The sequence below is a fragment of the Pseudomonas sp. NPDC089758 genome (assembly GCF_044748705.1).
GTDB lineage: Bacteria > Pseudomonadota > Gammaproteobacteria > Pseudomonadales > Pseudomonadaceae > Aquipseudomonas > Aquipseudomonas putida_X.
Window position 1 is genome coordinate 133,454 of record NZ_JBIVGN010000008.1, and the last position, 14,881, is coordinate 148,334.

12 protein-coding genes, 1 pseudogene and 1 riboswitch are annotated in these 14,881 nt (G+C 64.1%); of the genes and pseudogenes, 10 read left to right on the forward strand and 3 right to left on the reverse strand.

The window, feature by feature from the left end:
• The first annotated feature begins 4 nt into the window (after positions 1–4).
• Genes ACIPZH_RS13440 through asnB form a run of 5 tightly spaced genes read left to right on the forward strand, consistent with a single transcriptional unit; the run spans position 5 to position 4,903 of the window.
• Positions 5–412, forward strand: a complete 408-nt coding sequence (locus ACIPZH_RS13440) for a hypothetical protein (protein WP_241803458.1) — start codon at positions 5–7, stop codon at positions 410–412.
• Positions 409–693, forward strand: coding sequence for an acyl carrier protein (locus ACIPZH_RS13445; protein WP_267816008.1), 285 nt, complete (start codon positions 409–411; stop codon positions 691–693). The genes ACIPZH_RS13440 and ACIPZH_RS13445 overlap by 4 nt, the downstream gene beginning before the upstream one ends.
• Positions 690–1,685: an AMP-binding protein gene (locus ACIPZH_RS13450; RefSeq protein ID WP_400636439.1), complete on the forward strand. Its 996-nt coding sequence runs from the start codon at positions 690–692 to the stop codon at positions 1,683–1,685. Before ACIPZH_RS13445 ends, ACIPZH_RS13450 begins: the two co-directional genes overlap by 4 nt.
• The gene (locus tag ACIPZH_RS13455; RefSeq protein ID WP_400636440.1) at positions 1,672–3,057 is read left to right on the forward strand and encodes an amidase family protein; all 1,386 of its coding nucleotides are present in this window, start codon (positions 1,672–1,674) and stop codon (positions 3,055–3,057) included. The genes ACIPZH_RS13450 and ACIPZH_RS13455 overlap by 14 nt, the downstream gene beginning before the upstream one ends.
• A gap of 10 nt (positions 3,058–3,067) precedes the next feature.
• The gene (asnB, locus tag ACIPZH_RS13460) at positions 3,068–4,903 is read left to right on the forward strand and encodes an asparagine synthase (glutamine-hydrolyzing) (RefSeq protein WP_400636441.1); all 1,836 of its coding nucleotides are present in this window, start codon (positions 3,068–3,070) and stop codon (positions 4,901–4,903) included.
• Here the strand turns inward: asnB and ACIPZH_RS13465 are convergent.
• Positions 4,892–5,863 (reverse strand): LysR family transcriptional regulator, encoded by a 972-nt coding sequence (locus ACIPZH_RS13465; protein WP_241803453.1) that lies wholly within the window; start codon positions 5,861–5,863, stop codon positions 4,892–4,894. The genes asnB and ACIPZH_RS13465 overlap by 12 nt on opposite strands.
• 271 nt (positions 5,864–6,134) lie before the next feature.
• On the opposite strand from ACIPZH_RS13465, the pseudogene ACIPZH_RS13470 reads away from it, so the two are divergent.
• Together ACIPZH_RS13470 and ACIPZH_RS13475 are read left to right on the forward strand one after the other, a co-directional pair.
• A pseudogene (locus ACIPZH_RS13470) lies at positions 6,135–6,755 on the forward strand (SDR family NAD(P)-dependent oxidoreductase); the annotation flags it as partial.
• Entirely contained in the window at positions 6,750–7,859 is a 1,110-nt protein-coding gene (locus ACIPZH_RS13475; protein WP_400636525.1) for an SMP-30/gluconolactonase/LRE family protein, read from the forward strand. The pseudogene ACIPZH_RS13470 and the gene ACIPZH_RS13475, both read left to right, overlap by 6 nt.
• Here the strand turns inward: ACIPZH_RS13475 and ACIPZH_RS13480 are convergent.
• Both ACIPZH_RS13480 and ACIPZH_RS13485 read right to left on the reverse strand, forming a co-directional pair.
• The gene (locus ACIPZH_RS13480; protein ID WP_400636443.1) at positions 7,849–8,799 is read right to left on the reverse strand and encodes a site-specific integrase; all 951 of its coding nucleotides are present in this window, start codon (positions 8,797–8,799) and stop codon (positions 7,849–7,851) included. The two genes, ACIPZH_RS13475 and ACIPZH_RS13480, sit on opposite strands and share 11 nt — an antisense overlap.
• 90 nt (positions 8,800–8,889) lie before the next feature.
• Complete coding sequence (locus ACIPZH_RS13485; RefSeq protein ID WP_400628157.1) at positions 8,890–11,217, reverse strand: putative bifunctional diguanylate cyclase/phosphodiesterase; 2,328 nt, start codon at positions 11,215–11,217, stop codon at positions 8,890–8,892.
• Positions 11,218–11,401: 184 nt separating this feature from the next.
• Positions 11,402–11,515, forward strand: a riboswitch (TPP riboswitch).
• A gap of 78 nt (positions 11,516–11,593) precedes the next feature.
• On the opposite strand from ACIPZH_RS13485, the gene ACIPZH_RS13490 reads away from it, so the two are divergent.
• The 3 genes from ACIPZH_RS13490 (at position 11,594) to ACIPZH_RS13500 (ending at position 14,867) form a co-directional block, all read left to right on the forward strand.
• Positions 11,594–12,241, forward strand: a complete 648-nt coding sequence (locus ACIPZH_RS13490; protein ID WP_400636444.1) for a TenA family protein — start codon at positions 11,594–11,596, stop codon at positions 12,239–12,241.
• A complete protein-coding gene (gene tenA, locus ACIPZH_RS13495) occupies positions 12,238–12,903 on the forward strand; it encodes a thiaminase II (protein ID WP_400628286.1) in 666 nt (221 codons plus the stop codon). Before ACIPZH_RS13490 ends, tenA begins: the two co-directional genes overlap by 4 nt.
• A gap of 215 nt (positions 12,904–13,118) precedes the next feature.
• Positions 13,119–14,867 carry a BCCT family transporter gene (locus ACIPZH_RS13500; RefSeq protein ID WP_400628154.1) on the forward strand — a complete coding sequence of 583 codons (1,749 nt, stop codon included), beginning with the start codon at positions 13,119–13,121 and terminating at the stop codon, positions 14,865–14,867.
• Positions 14,868–14,881 lie beyond the last annotated feature (14 nt).

The following is a 14,881-nucleotide window of genomic DNA, read 5'->3' on the forward strand; positions in this document are numbered from 1 at the left end:
CGCCATGCCCACCCTCACTGTTAGCTGTGCACCGCTGCAACCCTTGGAGCGCAAGCGCCTGGCACTGGCCTTTACCCGCCAGCTCAAGCAACTGGGCGCTGACACTGCGCATTGCATGGTGTTCTTCAACCCATTACCTGAGGCCAGTGTGTTCAGTGCCGGCATGCCGATGCCGGTTGCCGACCGCGACGGCGCACCGGCGCAGTTCCATGTGCGCATCACCCTGTCGCAGGCCCGCGATCGTCACGCCCACCAGGCGCTGGCTGAAGGGCTGCACGGCTGCCTGCGCACGCAGTACCCCAAAGCCTTCATTTACCTGCATTTCGATCCGATCCTGCCCGAGCACGTGTTCTTCAGTGCCGGAGCGGAATTGACCAACGCTGCCCACCAACAAGGAAAGACCGGCTCGTGAACGACCTCAGCATTGAACAGCGTATCCGCCAAACCCTCGGCCAGTTGCTTGGCGAGCACGTCGACGCGATCGACAAGCGCGACAGCTTTCGTGACTTTCTTGGTGAACGCTTCGACAGCCTCATGGCTGTTGAAGTGATCACCGCCATCGAAGGCTGCTTCGACATCGAAGTGGACTACCTCAGCGACGATGTGCGCTTCTGGTTCGAAACCCTGGAAAAGATGGAACGCTTCGTCGGGCAAAAACTGGAAGATCAACTGACCCTGCAGGCCGCCAAGTGAACGCCGAGCATCTGTTCACCACCTCCGGCTCAACGGGTGCGCCCCGGCAATGGCTGCGCAGCCAGGCGCAGATGGCGTGCGAAGCGGCCTTGATCCTCGGCCGCTGGGCGCCTGATGCACGGGAGATTTTCTCGTTCGCGCCGGCCTGCCACAGCTACGGCATGATCCTTGGCGAGGTCGGTGCGCGGGTTTTGCATGCGCGGTTGCACGCCTGTTCGCTGGAGCAGCAGCGCCTGCCAGCGCTCGAGGGTGACGGGCCGTGCGTGATTCTGGCCATTGCCAGTACCTGGCGCGTGCTGCCGGCGCTGCTGGCCCGGCTGAGCACCCGGCGTCAGGTACTGGTGGTGCACAGCGCCTCGCTGCTGCCCGCTGGTGCCATGGCCACGGTGCAGCGCCATGCCGGGCCCCAGGTACGTTTCATCGAACTGCTCGGTTCCACCGAAACCGGGGCCATGGCTTACCGCGAGCTGGATGCGCACAGTGACGCTGAGCAGCCCTGGACGCTGCTGGACGATGTGACACTGCTCAGCCCCCCTGGCCAGCCCTGTGCGCTGAACGTGGCCAGCCCGCGCATCGCCCGCCAGCCGGGCCAGGCACGCGCTGCCGCGACGCACCGTTGCGATGACCTGGTACGGGTGCTGGACGCACAGCGCTTCCAATGGTTGGGGCGGGCCAGCAGCCTGATCAAGGTCAATGGCCTGCGTGTCGATCTGGCCCGCCTGGCCAGTGATCTCGCCCAGCGCCTGGACTGCCCGACGCTAGCCTGCGTTGCCGTGGCCGATGCCTTGCGCGGCGAAGCGTTCGAGGTGCTGTACAGCGGCGAGACCCTCACCGAGCACGCGGTGCGGGAGGCTTTGCGCCAATTACCGCCGGGCCATCCATGGCCGGTTGCGGTACGCCGTGTCACCGATCTGCCTTTGTCCGCCACCGGCAAGCCTCTGCCGTGGGCGGCTTCTACCTCAGTCAAGGAATGCACCCATGAACCACGTTGACACCCAAGACGCCATCGCCCACTACCTGAGCAACTGCGGCGCCGACGCCACCCGCGGACGTGAGCAGCCCGAATACCTGGGATTGAGCCTGCGCAAACGCCATGAATTGCTGCAGCGCAACCCCGAGCTTGCCGCGGACTGGGCGCAGCAGTACGCACACTGGCGCGTGCATGCCGACAGCCACTACCGTTGCCTGACCAGCACCCGCGAGGTCGAGGCACCGTGGTACCGCCTTGGGGTGAAGGACACCGTCGATGTGCAAGGTTTGCCGACCCGCCTGGGCCTGCGCAGCTACCGCCACTACCCCCAGCGCAGCGCCGAGGCGCTGGCTTTTCTCGACCCGCGCATTGCCCTGACCTGTAAGGTCGCCACTACCGAGCTGAACATTGCCTTCGGCGCAGGCTGCCGCAACCCGCGCTTCCCGAGCATCGATCCGTCTGGCTCCAGCACCGGTTCGGCCGTGTCGGTGGCAGCGGGGCTGTGCGATATCTCGTTGGGCACCGATGTGCTCGGCTCGGTACGCTGGCCGGCCTCGCACTGCGGCATGGTCGGCCTGCGCATGACCCAGAAGCCGGAGAGCCTGGCCGGCGTGTTTCCGCTGTCACCGCGTATGGACGCGCTGGGGTGGGTGGCCCGCAGCGCCGACGATCTTGGCCTGCTGTTCCCGTTGCTGGGGCTGGAGCCGCTGCTCGGCGAGCAACAGCCACTCAAAGAGCGCTATCGGGTCGCCATGCTGGAGCATGCGCTGGACCCGGCGCTGACCAGCGCGGCCATGCTCGACATGCTGGGCCAGGCGCGCAACGCGCTGGCAGACCTGGGCATGACGCCCGGTGAGGTTGCCATGCCGGACCTGTGGGCCTGCCGTGGCGACGCCTGGCAGCTGTGCGCGCGTGATGCGTGGCTGGCCTCGGCTGCCTGGGCACGGCGCTTCGACTGCGAGCTGCACTGGTCCACGCTCAGCGCCCTGAAGGTGGGTGAGGGCGTGAGCGATGCTGACTACCGGCGCATCCACCAGCGCATGGACAACGTCCGCGCCGGTATCGACGCCTGGTTCAACGAGGCCCAAGTGGACTTCGTGGTATTCCCCATGGACCCAAACCGACCCTTCGACCGGCGCAACCCGCAGCCAGGCGATTCGACCATCCCTTCGCCCGCGGACGAAGGCTATGAGCAGAAAATCAGCTTCACTCCGCTGGCCAGTTTCAGCGGCCTGCCGGCCATTACCGTGCCGATCTGCCTGAGTGCCGACGGCAAGGCACCGCTGGCCGTGCAGATCATGGGCCGGCGTGACAGCGAGCGCCAGTTGCTGGATATCGCCAAGCGCCTGCAGGCCCTGACCGGCCTGCTGCCAACCCGTCGTCTTCACGTGTAAGGAGCACAGCATGTGCGGAATCACAGGCTGGGTGGACTACACTCGCAACCTGAGCCAGGCCGGCGAGATCATCGACGCCATGACCGATACCCTGGCACTGCGCGGGCCGGATGCCAGTGGCAGCTGGCGGCATCGCAATGCCCTGCTGGGCCATCGGCGGCTGGCGATCATCGACCTCAGCGGCGGCGTGCAGCCGATGACTTACCGCTGCGCCAGTGGCGAGGAAGTCGCGCTGATCTACACCGGCGAGGTCTACAACCACGACGCGCTGCGTGAGCGTCTGCGCCTGGCGGGCCACCAGTTCCAGACGCGCAGCGACACCGAAGTGGTGTTGCACGCTTATCTGGAATGGGGCGAACACTGCTGTGAGCACCTGAGCGGTATGTTCGCCTTCGCGGTGTTCGACGGGCGCGACGGCCACTTTTTGCTGGTGCGTGACCGGTTGGGGGTCAAGCCGCTGTACTACGCCCACCACCAGCAGGGGCTGCTGTTCGGTTCGGAAATCAAGGCAATCCTGGCGCACCCAGCGTTCGCCAGTGCGCTCGATGTGGTCGGCCTGGTGGACGCGCTGAGCCTCTCTCGCGGCACGGCGCGTACGGCCTTGCGCGGGGTCAGCGAACTGCCGCCAGGGCATCGCCTGTCCTGGCGGCCCAACGGGCGCGCCAAACTCAGCCGCTATTGGCAGTTGCAGCGCCGCGAACACCAGGATGACCTGCCCGGCACTGTGGCGCGCACCCGCGCGCTGCTCGGCAAAGCGCTGGGCGAGCAGTTGCATGCCGATGTGCCGGTCTGTTCGCTGCTCTCCGGGGGGCTGGACTCGACCATCCTCACGGCCATGGCGCAACAGCGCCTGACGGCAGCGCAGGGCGGCAGGGTCAATTCGTTCTCGGTGGATTTCGTTGGCCAGGCCGAGCAGTTCCAGAGCGACAGCTTTCGCCCGGAGCGCGATCAGCCCTATGCGCTGGCAGCTGCCGAACACATTGGCAGCCATCACCAGACCATCCTCATCGACAACGGCGAACTGGTGGCCGAGCCTGCGCGCAGCGCGGTGTACCGGGCCAATGATTCGGCGGCCACCTTTGGCGATGTGGATACCTCGTTGTACCTGCTGTTCAAGGCCATCGGCCGCCATTCGACAGTGGCCATTTCCGGGGAGGCAGCAGACGAAGTGTTTGGCGGCTACGCCTGGTTCCGCGACCCGCAGGCACTGGCGGCGCAGCGCTTCCCTTGGCTCTCGCGCATGCAGCTGCTGCAGCCTGAGCTGATCAACCCGGACTTCAACCGGCTGTGCGACTTTGCCAGTTACCAGGACGGGTGCTATCACCAGGCGCTGGACAGCGTCGAGCACTTGCCCGGCGACAGCCCGCAAGAGCGGCGCATGCGTGAGATCTGCCACATGCACCTGCAACGCTGGCTGCCGATACTGCTCGACCGCAAGGACCGCCTGAGCATGGCCGCCAGCCTGGAGGTGCGTGTTCCGTTCACCGACCATGAGTTGGTCGAGTACGTTTACAACGTCCCGTGGTCGATCAAAGGTAAAGACGGTGTGGAGAAGTGGCTGCTCAAGCTGGCCTGCGTCGATATCCTGCCACCGGCCGTGCTACAGCGGCGCAAGAGCCCTTATCCGACATCGGCCAACCTGGGTTACGAACGGTTCCTGCGTGAGCGGGCCAGGCGCCTGCTTGGGCGGGCGGACAGCCCGGTGTTCCAGGTGATCGACCATGGTCGACTGGGCGCTGAGCTGCATCAGCCCGAGGGCTATTTCAACTCACAGTTGCGCCGTAACAACCTTGAGACCGCTCTGGCACTGGATGCCTGGCTGCGCGAATACCGCTTAGCGGTGTGATTCGCGCTTGTCGCTGCCATCCAGAATGAACGGTTGCTGGATGGTGTCGACGAATCGACGAGGGGCCCCCAGGTCGAGCATCGATATGAAACTGCCCAAGGCTGGGGAGGCGTTCTGGATGTTCCAGTTCATGTACAGCCCCATGGTCGGCGTGGGCTGGTCCTTGATCGGCCGGATAGGGCGAAACTGCACGCGCTCGCGCAGCGTCGAGTAAGCGATCGATTCAGGCACCAGGGCAACCCCGAAGCCGCACGCCACCAGCCCGATCAGGGTGTGGATCTGCGCCGCTTCCTGCACCACTTTAGGGTAGAAACCGGCCGATTCGCACAGCGCGATCAGCTGGCTGTGGTAGCCGCTGCCAAGCGCTTGCGGGGTGAAGACGAAATCCTCTTCGGCAAAATCGCGCAGGTCGACCACAGGCTGATGCACCTTGGCGTGGCTGGCGGGCAGCGCCATGACGATCTGCTCATTGAGCAGCAATCTGGATTCGATGGTGTCTGGGGGCATCGGCAGCTTGCGCATGAAACCGATGTCCGCTTCACCGGCCATCAACGCCTTGGCCTGGGAGGCTGACGGCATTTCGCGAATGGTAAGCCGCACGTTCGGGTAGGTTTCGCGAAATTTCTTCAGGGTATTGAGCAGCGACTCGTAGTAAGCGATGGAGATGGCGGTGATGGTCAGCTTGCCGCAGATGCCCTCGGACACGTTACGGGCGTATTCGATGCCTTGCTCCAGCTCCTTGAGGGTACGGTAGGCGGTTTCCAGGAAGGCCATGCCTGCGGCGGTGAGCTTGACCCCGCGCTTGTTGCGCAGGAACAGGCTGAAGCCCAGCTTCTCTTCGAGTCGGTTGATCGCCTGGCTCAGGGGCGGCTGTGCCATGTGCAGGCGGATGGCTGCCTTGTGAAAGTGCAGCTCCTCGGCCACGGCAATGAACTGCCTGAGCAAACGTGTCTCGATCATTCTACGTTCCTTCATCGAGTCGAACGGGGGCCGGGAAAGCGTTCACCGGCGGCCGACCCTGCAAGGCGGCCATGATAGTGCGTGGCATCGCGGCGACAAAGCCTCTGCTGCAAACGGCTGATCCGGGGGCCTGAGGTTGCAGGTCGGGGTGTATCGGAAGATGGCAGGTCTCAGGTGATATCCAGCAGATATCAAAGTTGCATGCTTTTAATATTAAGTCATTGATTTTTTTATTGTTATCGTAAAAAAGGAGAATCGGAAGGGCGCTACAATGCCAAGCACAGACCCATTCAAAGATAAAGTCGCCATCGTCACCGGTGCCGCCCAGGGCCTGGGCCTGGATTACGCCATGGCGCTGGCCGCGCGGGGAGCGCGGGTAGTCATCAGCGACCTGGGCACTGACCGCTCAGGTGAAGGGCAGAACCCGGCGGCGGTCAGCGTCGCGCTCGAAACGCTGCGGGGGCAGGGTTTCGAGGTGGTCGCTCATGCCGGCCACCTGGAAAACGAAGACGATTGCCGCGAACTGGTGGAACTGGCCATCGCGCATTTCGGCGCGCTGGATATCCTTATTCACAACGCCGGTTGGGTCGATTATCAAGGCATCGAGACCCAGGAGCAGGCGTTTCTCGATCGCGCCCTGGGCATCAGCGTGCACGCCCCGGTCTGGCTGGCCAAGCATGCCTGGAAGCACCTCAAGCAAGCCGAAGCACCACGCATAGTGCTCACCACCTCGGACCGCGCCATGTATCAGCGCTATGCCCAGCCAGGCCTGGTCGCCTACTCGGCGGGCAAGATGGCCCAGGTGGGCATCATGAACGCATTGAGCATGGAAGGGCTGGAACACGGCATCCTGGTCAATGCGGTCTCGCCGGTGGCCAAAACCAGGATGTGGGGCGTGACCCAGCCACCGGAAGAACTCAAGCCGCAATGGGTGACACCGGGCGTTCTGTACCTGGCCAGCCCGCTTTGCCGGGATACCGGGTACATCCTGCGGGCCAGCAATGGCCAGTTCACCGCCACGCGTTTCAGCGAGAACAGCGGCGTGAGCTACCCGCGTGACCTGGCGCGCGTCGAGGCTTCCAGCCTGGGCGAAGTGGCCGAACGCTGGAGCCTCATCAAGGAATGCCACTATGTGCCGACCAAGGTCGCCAACACCCGGGCCGACCTGGGAGAGAGCCCTGTGTGGGATGCGCGCACCGGCGCGTTGTATTTCGTCGATATCACCGGCGGGCGGATTCACCGGCTGCTACCGGATGGCGAAGTCGAGACCCTCTATGAATCCGCTGCCCGTATCGGTGCCTTGGCACTGACCGACCAAGGCAACCTGATATTCACCGAAGATGCCAGCGTTGCCATTCTGGATATGTCGTCTTGCAAGGTGCGCCAGTACTCGGCGCCTGTGCATCACCGCCCGAGCTACCGCTTCAACGACGGCGCCTGCGACCCGCAAGGGCGCTTTGTCACCGGGCTGATGGACGAGGGCCCGAGCGGCAAGACCGGCGCGCTGCTGCGCTTTGACGGGGAACTGCACGATGTGGTGATCCATGACGGCATGGCGTTGCCCAATGGCATTACCTGGTCCGCCGATGGCAATACCGTTTTCTTCGTCGACTCCGCTGCTCGCTCGATCTACCGCGCCGAGTATCTGCCCGAAGGGCGGCTGGAGCAGGTCAGCCTGTTTGCCGAGACGCCTGCCGAACTGGGGCGCCCTGACGGCATCGCGCTGGATCGTGAAGGTGGGTTGTGGGTGTGTCAGTTCAATGGCAGTTGCCTGCTGCGCTATGACCGCGACGGCCATTTGACCGAACAGGTGGTGATGCCAGTGCCGCGCCCGACCAGTTGCTGTTTCGGTGGCGAAGGCATGAGCACGCTGTACATCACCACGGCCCGGGTCGGCATGTCGCCGACCGAGCTGCGGCATTACCCGGACGCTGGCGACCTGTATGCGATTCGCCCGGAAGTGGGCGGTGTTGCCCGCTACACGTTCACGGAATGAGCGCTTGCCCCTGGCTGGCCGGTAATACGGCCAGTTCGCCAAAACGCTGGCCCGAGTCGATATAGCGCAACGCCGATTTGGCATCCTTCCAGCCCACGTAACTCATCAGTGACTTCAGCTCCCAGCCGTTGGCCGTGGCCCAGGTGGCAAAACCACGGCGCAGGGAATGGCCGGTGTACAGCGCCGCCGGCACGCCGGCCCGTTCGAGCATGCGCCGCAACAGGCCGACCAGGCTGTTGCTGTTGAGCGCTGTGTCGCCCAGGTTGCCCCAGCGGTCGAGCTTGCGAAACACCGGGCCGTGGGCGATGCCCGCCACTTCGAGCCACTGCAGGTAGGCTGCGACAGGGCACAGCGCCTTCAGGGCCGGGGTGCGGTGTTGTACGCCTAGCGCTTCACGGTCACCTTTGCTGCGTGGCAGGAACAGGCTGATACCCACGCCGGCCTCGGCCTGGATGTGCTCCACCCGCAGGCGCGCCAGTTCGTCACCGCGAAACCCACGCCAGAAGCCCAGCAGCAACAGTGCAGTGTCACGCCGGGCGCGGCGCAGTGCTGGCAGGTCATGCTGCTCGCGGGCCAGCCTGGCCTCTTGTTCAAAATGCTCGACAGCCGTTTGCAGGTGCTGCAACAGCAGCGGGGCGGCCTGTTTCGGCGGTGTCGGGTGCAAGGTGCGGATGCCGCGCAGCACCTGGCGCACCAGCGGGGCCTTGGTCGGGTCGGGGAAGCCTTGGCTGATGTGCCATTGGCTGAGGGCCGCAAGGCGTTGGCGCAGGGTGCTGACCGCATGCTGCCCGGCGTGATCGGCCAGGTAGCGGGCAATGCTGTCGGCAGTGGCCGGGAGGAACCCGCCCCAGTGGGCTTCGAAATGCTCGATGGCAGCCTGGTAACTGCGCCGGGTGTTGTCACGGGTGGCGGCGCGGACGTAGCGCTCTATGTCGGTCATGTGAGGGTGGTGTCAGCGTGTGTTGCCACCACAATAAACCCTAACGTCTGGTCTGTCCCGGCTCTTTGACGGGTGCGCCCGCCCAAGGCTTCAGAGCACGCATGGCTTTTCCTCGATGCCGTTGAAGGGCGGGTATTCACGCAGTTGCGCCGGCGACAAGGGGCGGCTGAAGTGGTAGCCCTGGGCAATATCGCAGCCGGCAAGTTTCAGGCACACCACCTGCTCGCGCGTTTCGACCCCTTCGGCCACTACCTCCAGCCCCAGGCGCTTGGCCAGGATGATGGTCGAGGAGACGATCGGGCTGTCGTCGTGGCTGTTGCACAGCGGTGCGATCAGCGACCGGTCGATCTTGAGCTTGCTCAACGGCAGTGACTGCAAGTGGGCGAAGCCGGCGTAGCCACGCCCGAAGTCGTCGAGGCTGATGCCCAGGCCGGCCGCGCGCAGGCGGTGCAGATGCTCAACCGCCGTGCCTTCCGGGTCCAGAATGGTGGTTTCGGTGATTTCCAGCTCCAGCCGCTGCGGGCTGATGCCGTACAGCTGCAACTTGGCCAGCAGGCGGGTGCTGAAGTCGGCCTGGCGCAGCTGCAATGCCGATACATTCACCGCCAGGCGGTTGTCGCGGCCCTGCAGATCCCAACGTGCCAGCTCCTCGCAGGCCAGGCGCAGCACTTCCCAGCCCAGCTCGATGATGAAACCGCTACGCTCGGCCAGGCCGATGAAGCGGTCGGGGTAGAGCAGGCCGAATTCTGGGTGGTCCCAGCGCACCAAGGCTTCATAGCCCAGCACGCGTTGGGTATCCAGGCGGATCTGCGGTTGGTAGTGCAGTATGAACTGACGTTCGGCCAGGGCACTGCCAAAGGCTTGTTCAAGGGTGAAGGCGTGGATGTCGGAAAGATTCAGCGAGGGGTCGAAGAAACGGTACTGGGCACGCCCGGCCTGCTTGGCCGAATACATGGCTGCGTCGGCGCAGCGGATCAGGCTGTCGATGTCCTGGCCGTCGCGTGGGCAGATGCTGATGCCCACACTGGGGCTGGTATTGACCTCCTGGCCGTCAAGGGAGTAAGTGGCCGAAAGTTTCTGCACCAGTTCGCGCACCCAGGTATCGATCTGTTCTTCACTGCGTTCGCCGGCCAGCAGTACCACGAACTCATCACCGCCGAAGCGCGAGGCTTCGTCACCTTGCTCAAGCAGGCGCTGAATGCGCCCGGCCACGGCTTGCAGCAGCAAGTCGCCGATCTTGTGCCCGAGCGAATCATTGATCGACTTGAAGCGGTCCATGTCGATGAACAGGATCGCCATCAGCCGGCGCTTGCCGCGTTGGCGGGTCAGCGCAAGGCCCGCCACCTCGACGAACTGGCGACGGTTGTGCAGCCCACTAAGGTGGTCGGTGGCGGCGGCGTGGCTGCTGCGCCGGTGCGCATCTTCCAGGCGCCCGATCAGTTGCTGGTTGACCTGTTGCGCATGCTCAAGGGCGCTGAAAGCCTCCTGACGCTTGTGCAGCAGACGCAAGGTCCAGACCAGGCTGGCAAGGATCATCACCGTCATGCTCCAGTTCAACCAGAACTGGCGTGAATACGCCAGGGCGGTGGGGGCGAGGATTTCGTCGATGCGCTGGCTGACGATGATGCTGAAACCGCGCTCGTCGATGCGCCGGTACAGGCTCTGGTAGGGCTGGCCGGATGCATATTGGATCAGCAGCCCCGACTCGCTGGCAGATGCCGGCAAACCGGGTTCGAAATCGACATCGGCCATGACCACGCCGCGGGTGTCGATACGCAGGCGCTCCTGGCCGTCGTCCTGCAGCAGGCGCATGAGGCCGGTGGTGCCCAGGTCAATGTGCTGGAACAGCACCGCGAGGTAGCCGATATCGAGCTGCACCACCAGGATCTTGTCGATCTCCCGGCCTGGCAGGCTGGTCAGCGGCAAGAGGAAGGGCAAGCGCCAGGTGGGCAGGGCCGAAGGGCTGAGGCCCGGTTCCACACGCGGCATGAAGGGTTTGAAACCGTAGTGCGCGACATGCAGTTTCAACTGCTGCAGCCAGCCGTCCGGCAGCGCCGCCACTTCGTTGACGTGACTGGCTGACAACAACTTGCCATTACGGTCGTACAGGCCCATGCGTTTGAACACCGGGTCCTCGGCAAGCAGCCGCGCCAGGCTCAGGCTGCCTTGGGGTAGCGCCTTCATGTCGTCCTGAGTGACGCGGCCCACGGCCTGGGCACGATCAACCAGCTGACGCAGGCTCTCAGCGACGATGCGGGCGAGGTTCTGGTGCTCGGCTGCCTTGGCCATCAGCGCATCCTGACGCGCGGCGGCCTTCTGGCTGAAGTGCACCCCCCAAAGGAAGGTGAGGGTGGCGGCACAGAGCATCAGGATCAATAGGCGCAGCAGGCCTGCTGACGAGAGAAAACGGCGTATCACGGCTGGTATTCCCGACCCTGGGTGAAGGCCGGAAAATACGACAATAAGATGACAGGCTAATGACTGGTGGCTATTTGCTTCTACGCTGTCTCTTTTGCTGCCAAGGCCCTTGAAGGTGCGGCTGTCGCGGGCTGCTCGGGGTGATCTGCTCCGTGACAAAGGCACCGGAGGTGCTGTATACCTTCACGCCACCAAGGGGAGCCCGGCAACGGGCTGAGAAACCGCTGGCACTGCAGCGCGGTGACCCTTAGAACCTGATCCGGATCATGCCGGCGAAGGGATGGGACTGCCGACCTGCCTTTTTGCCGGCCTCATTGCGAGGCCGCCCCATGCGCCACCGTCAAGGCCTCGCTGTCACCCTAGGGAGGGCAGCACCATGAACGAACCTTTCACCCACGCCTTACGCCGCCAGAACGAACCGACCTGGTCGGCTGCAGTCGGCCACCGCTTCGTCACTGAACTGTGCAACGGTAGCGTGGCGGACCCGATCATGGTCCGCTACCTGGTGCAGGACCACCGTTTTCTCGACAGTTTCCTGACCTTGCTCGGCGCCGCCATCGCCACAGCCGACACCTTCGAGGCGCGCCTGCGGTTCGGCCGCTTTGCCGGGATGATCAGCAGCGATGAAAACACCTATTTCCTGCGCGCTTTCCAGGCGCTGGACGTGAGCCCGCAGCAACGCACCGAACCCAAGGACACGCTGCCGACCCAAGGTTTCAAGGCCATCATGCGCGAAGCCGCCGCGACCCGCTCCTATGCGGCGGCGCTGGCAGTGCTCAACGTTGCCGAAGGCCTGTACCTGGACTGGGCGCTCAAGGCACCGAAACCCTTGCCGGAAAACTTCGTCCATGCCGAGTGGATCACCCTGCATGACAACGCGGCATTCCAAGACTTTGTCGCCTTCCTGCAGGCCGAACTGGACCGCGTAGGCCCGCAGGAGCCGGCACTGGCGAGTGACTTCTACCAGCGCACCGTGGCGCTGGAACTGGCCTTCTTCGACGCCATCTACGACCAGGAGGCCTGAGCATGGATATCTTCGAGCGCCTGAAAGCGGCCAGCGCCCACCAGTGGTCGAGCTATGTGGAGCACGATTTCGTTCGGCAGATGGGTGAGGGCACCTTGAGCGAAGCAGCGTTCCGGACTTACCTGGTGCAGGACTACCTGTTCCTCATCCAGTTCGCCCGTGCCTGGGCGCTTGCCGCTTATAAAAGCAGGCTGCCGGCCGACATCCGCGCGGCACAAGCTGGCCTGGCGGCAATCCTTGACGAAACCGAGCTGCACTTGCGCCTGTGCGCCCGTTGGGGCTTGTCGCAGGCCGATATCCAGGCCGCGCCGGAGCACCAGGCCACGGTCGCCTACACCCGTTACGTGCTCGACTGCGGCGCTGCCGGCGACCTGCTCGAACTGCATGTGGCCTTGGCACCGTGCGTGATCGGCTATGCCGAGATCGGCCGCACCCTCGCGGCGCACATCGGTGACCTCAGTGCTCACCCTTACCGAGAGTGGATTGCCGAATACGCCGGGGAGGGCTACCAGAGCGTGGCCTCTGCGGCACGCAAGCACCTCGATGAGCTGGCCGCACGCAGCATGACCGAGCAGCGGTTCGTGGAGCTGGCGGCGATTTTTGGCCAGGCGTCGAGGCTGGAGGCGGACTTCTGGCAAATGGGGTTGGATGTGGCTGCCTGAGCCCGTTCAGGTTCTGTGCCGGTTACATCGGGGTTTGCACGATGTGACCGGTTGGTCGTTCAGAGGATGGGCCAGGACGGTCCTGGAATAGGGGCTGCTGTTTCGCTCACAGGATAATCGCGGGGCCTCCAGCGCGGCCGCCCCCGGTTTTTGCGCAGGCATCGCTAGCAATTACAACAACAAAAGCCTGCAGCAAAACTGAAAAGGGCCCATCGATGGCAACGCAAGAGCACGTTGAAACACCGCCGCTAGGCGTCACCGACCCGTCCAAGACTGCCGAGGCCAGGCAGGACCGCCACCTTGAAGGCAAGCTCGACTGGGCGGTGTTCGGCGTCACCAGCCTGCTGGCAATCGCTTTCATCACCTGGGGTGTCGTCAACCAGGCCAGCCTCGCTGCAAGCGCAACCTCTGCGCAATCCTGGGTCATCGTCAACTTTGGCTGGTTCTTCGTGCTGACCTCCACCGTGTTCGTCATCTTCGTGCTGTGGTTGGCCGCCAGCCGCTACGGCAGAATCCCGCTGGGGCGCGATGGCGAAGCACCGGAGTTTCGCACGGTGTCCTGGGTTGCCATGATGTTCAGTGCGGGCATGGGCATCGGCCTGATGTTCTTCGGGGTCGCCGAGCCGCTGTCGCACTACATTTCACCACCGCCCGGCACTGCCGCAGGCCAATCGGACGAAGCACTGCAGGTGGCGATGGCGACCACGCTGTTTCACTGGTCGCTGCACCCCTGGGCAATGTACGCCATCGTCGGCCTGGCAATCGCCTACGGCACGTTCCGCCGCGGCCGTTCGCAGTTGATTTCCACCGCGTTCCGGCCCCTGATCGGCAAGCATGCCAACGGCCCTGTCGGCCGCATGATCGACATGATGGCGATCTTCGCCACCCTGTTCGGTTCAGCGGCCTCGCTGGGGCTCGGCGCCTTGCAGATTGCCGGTGGGTTGGAATACAACGGCTGGATCGAGCACCCCGGCAAGCTGTTCTACATCGCCATCATCACCTTGCTCACCATTGCCTTCGTTGCTTCGGCCGTGTCTGGCATCGGCAAGGGGATTCAGTGGCTGTCCAATATCAATATGGTGCTGGCATTGGCGCTGGCGCTGTTCGTCTTCCTGGTGGGGCCGACGCTGTTGATGCTCAACCTGTTGCCCACGTCGATCGGTGTCTACATCAAGATGTTGCCCGAGATGATGGCGCGCACCAGCGCCAGTGGGGGGGATGCGATGGACGCCTGGCTGGCCGGCTGGACCGTGTTCTACTGGGCCTGGTGGATTTCCTGGACACCTTTTGTGGGTATGTTCATCGCCCGCATCAGCCGCGGCCGCAGCATCCGCCAGTTCGTCAGCGGCGTGTTGCTGGTGCCGGGGCTGGTCAGCCTGGTGTGGTTCAGCATTTTTGGCGGCGCCGGCATCGATGCCCTGCGCGAAGGCAGCTTCGTCCTTATCGACGGTGCGGTGAACAGCAACCATGCCCTGTATCAGTTGCTCGACAGCTACCCATGGGCCTCGGCGACTTCGGTGCTGGTCATGCTCCTGGTGGCGATCTTCTTCGTCTCCGGGGCAGATGCGGCGTCGCTCGTGATGGGTACCTTATCCGAACACGGCACCACGCAACCCTCGCGTGCGACAGTGATTTTCTGGGGGGCACTGACTGGCACAGTCGCGGCCATCATGCTTGCGTTGGGCGACCCGGGTAACCCCGGGGAGGCGCTTACCGGCCTGCAGAACCTGACCATTGTCGTGGCGTTGCCATTTGTGGTGGTGATGGTGCTGTTGTGCCTGGCGCTGTACCGCGACCTGCGCAAGGACCCGATGATGCTGCGCCATCTGCGCGGCAGCGAGCTGATCGAAAAAGCGGTGCTGTACGGCGCGGTCAAGCACGGCGAGGAGTTCTACATCGTGGTGCAGGAGAAGAAACCCTCGTTCAAACCGGCCCCCGGCAAAGCCCGGGTGACAGAGCCTTGATCGACCGGGCGCGG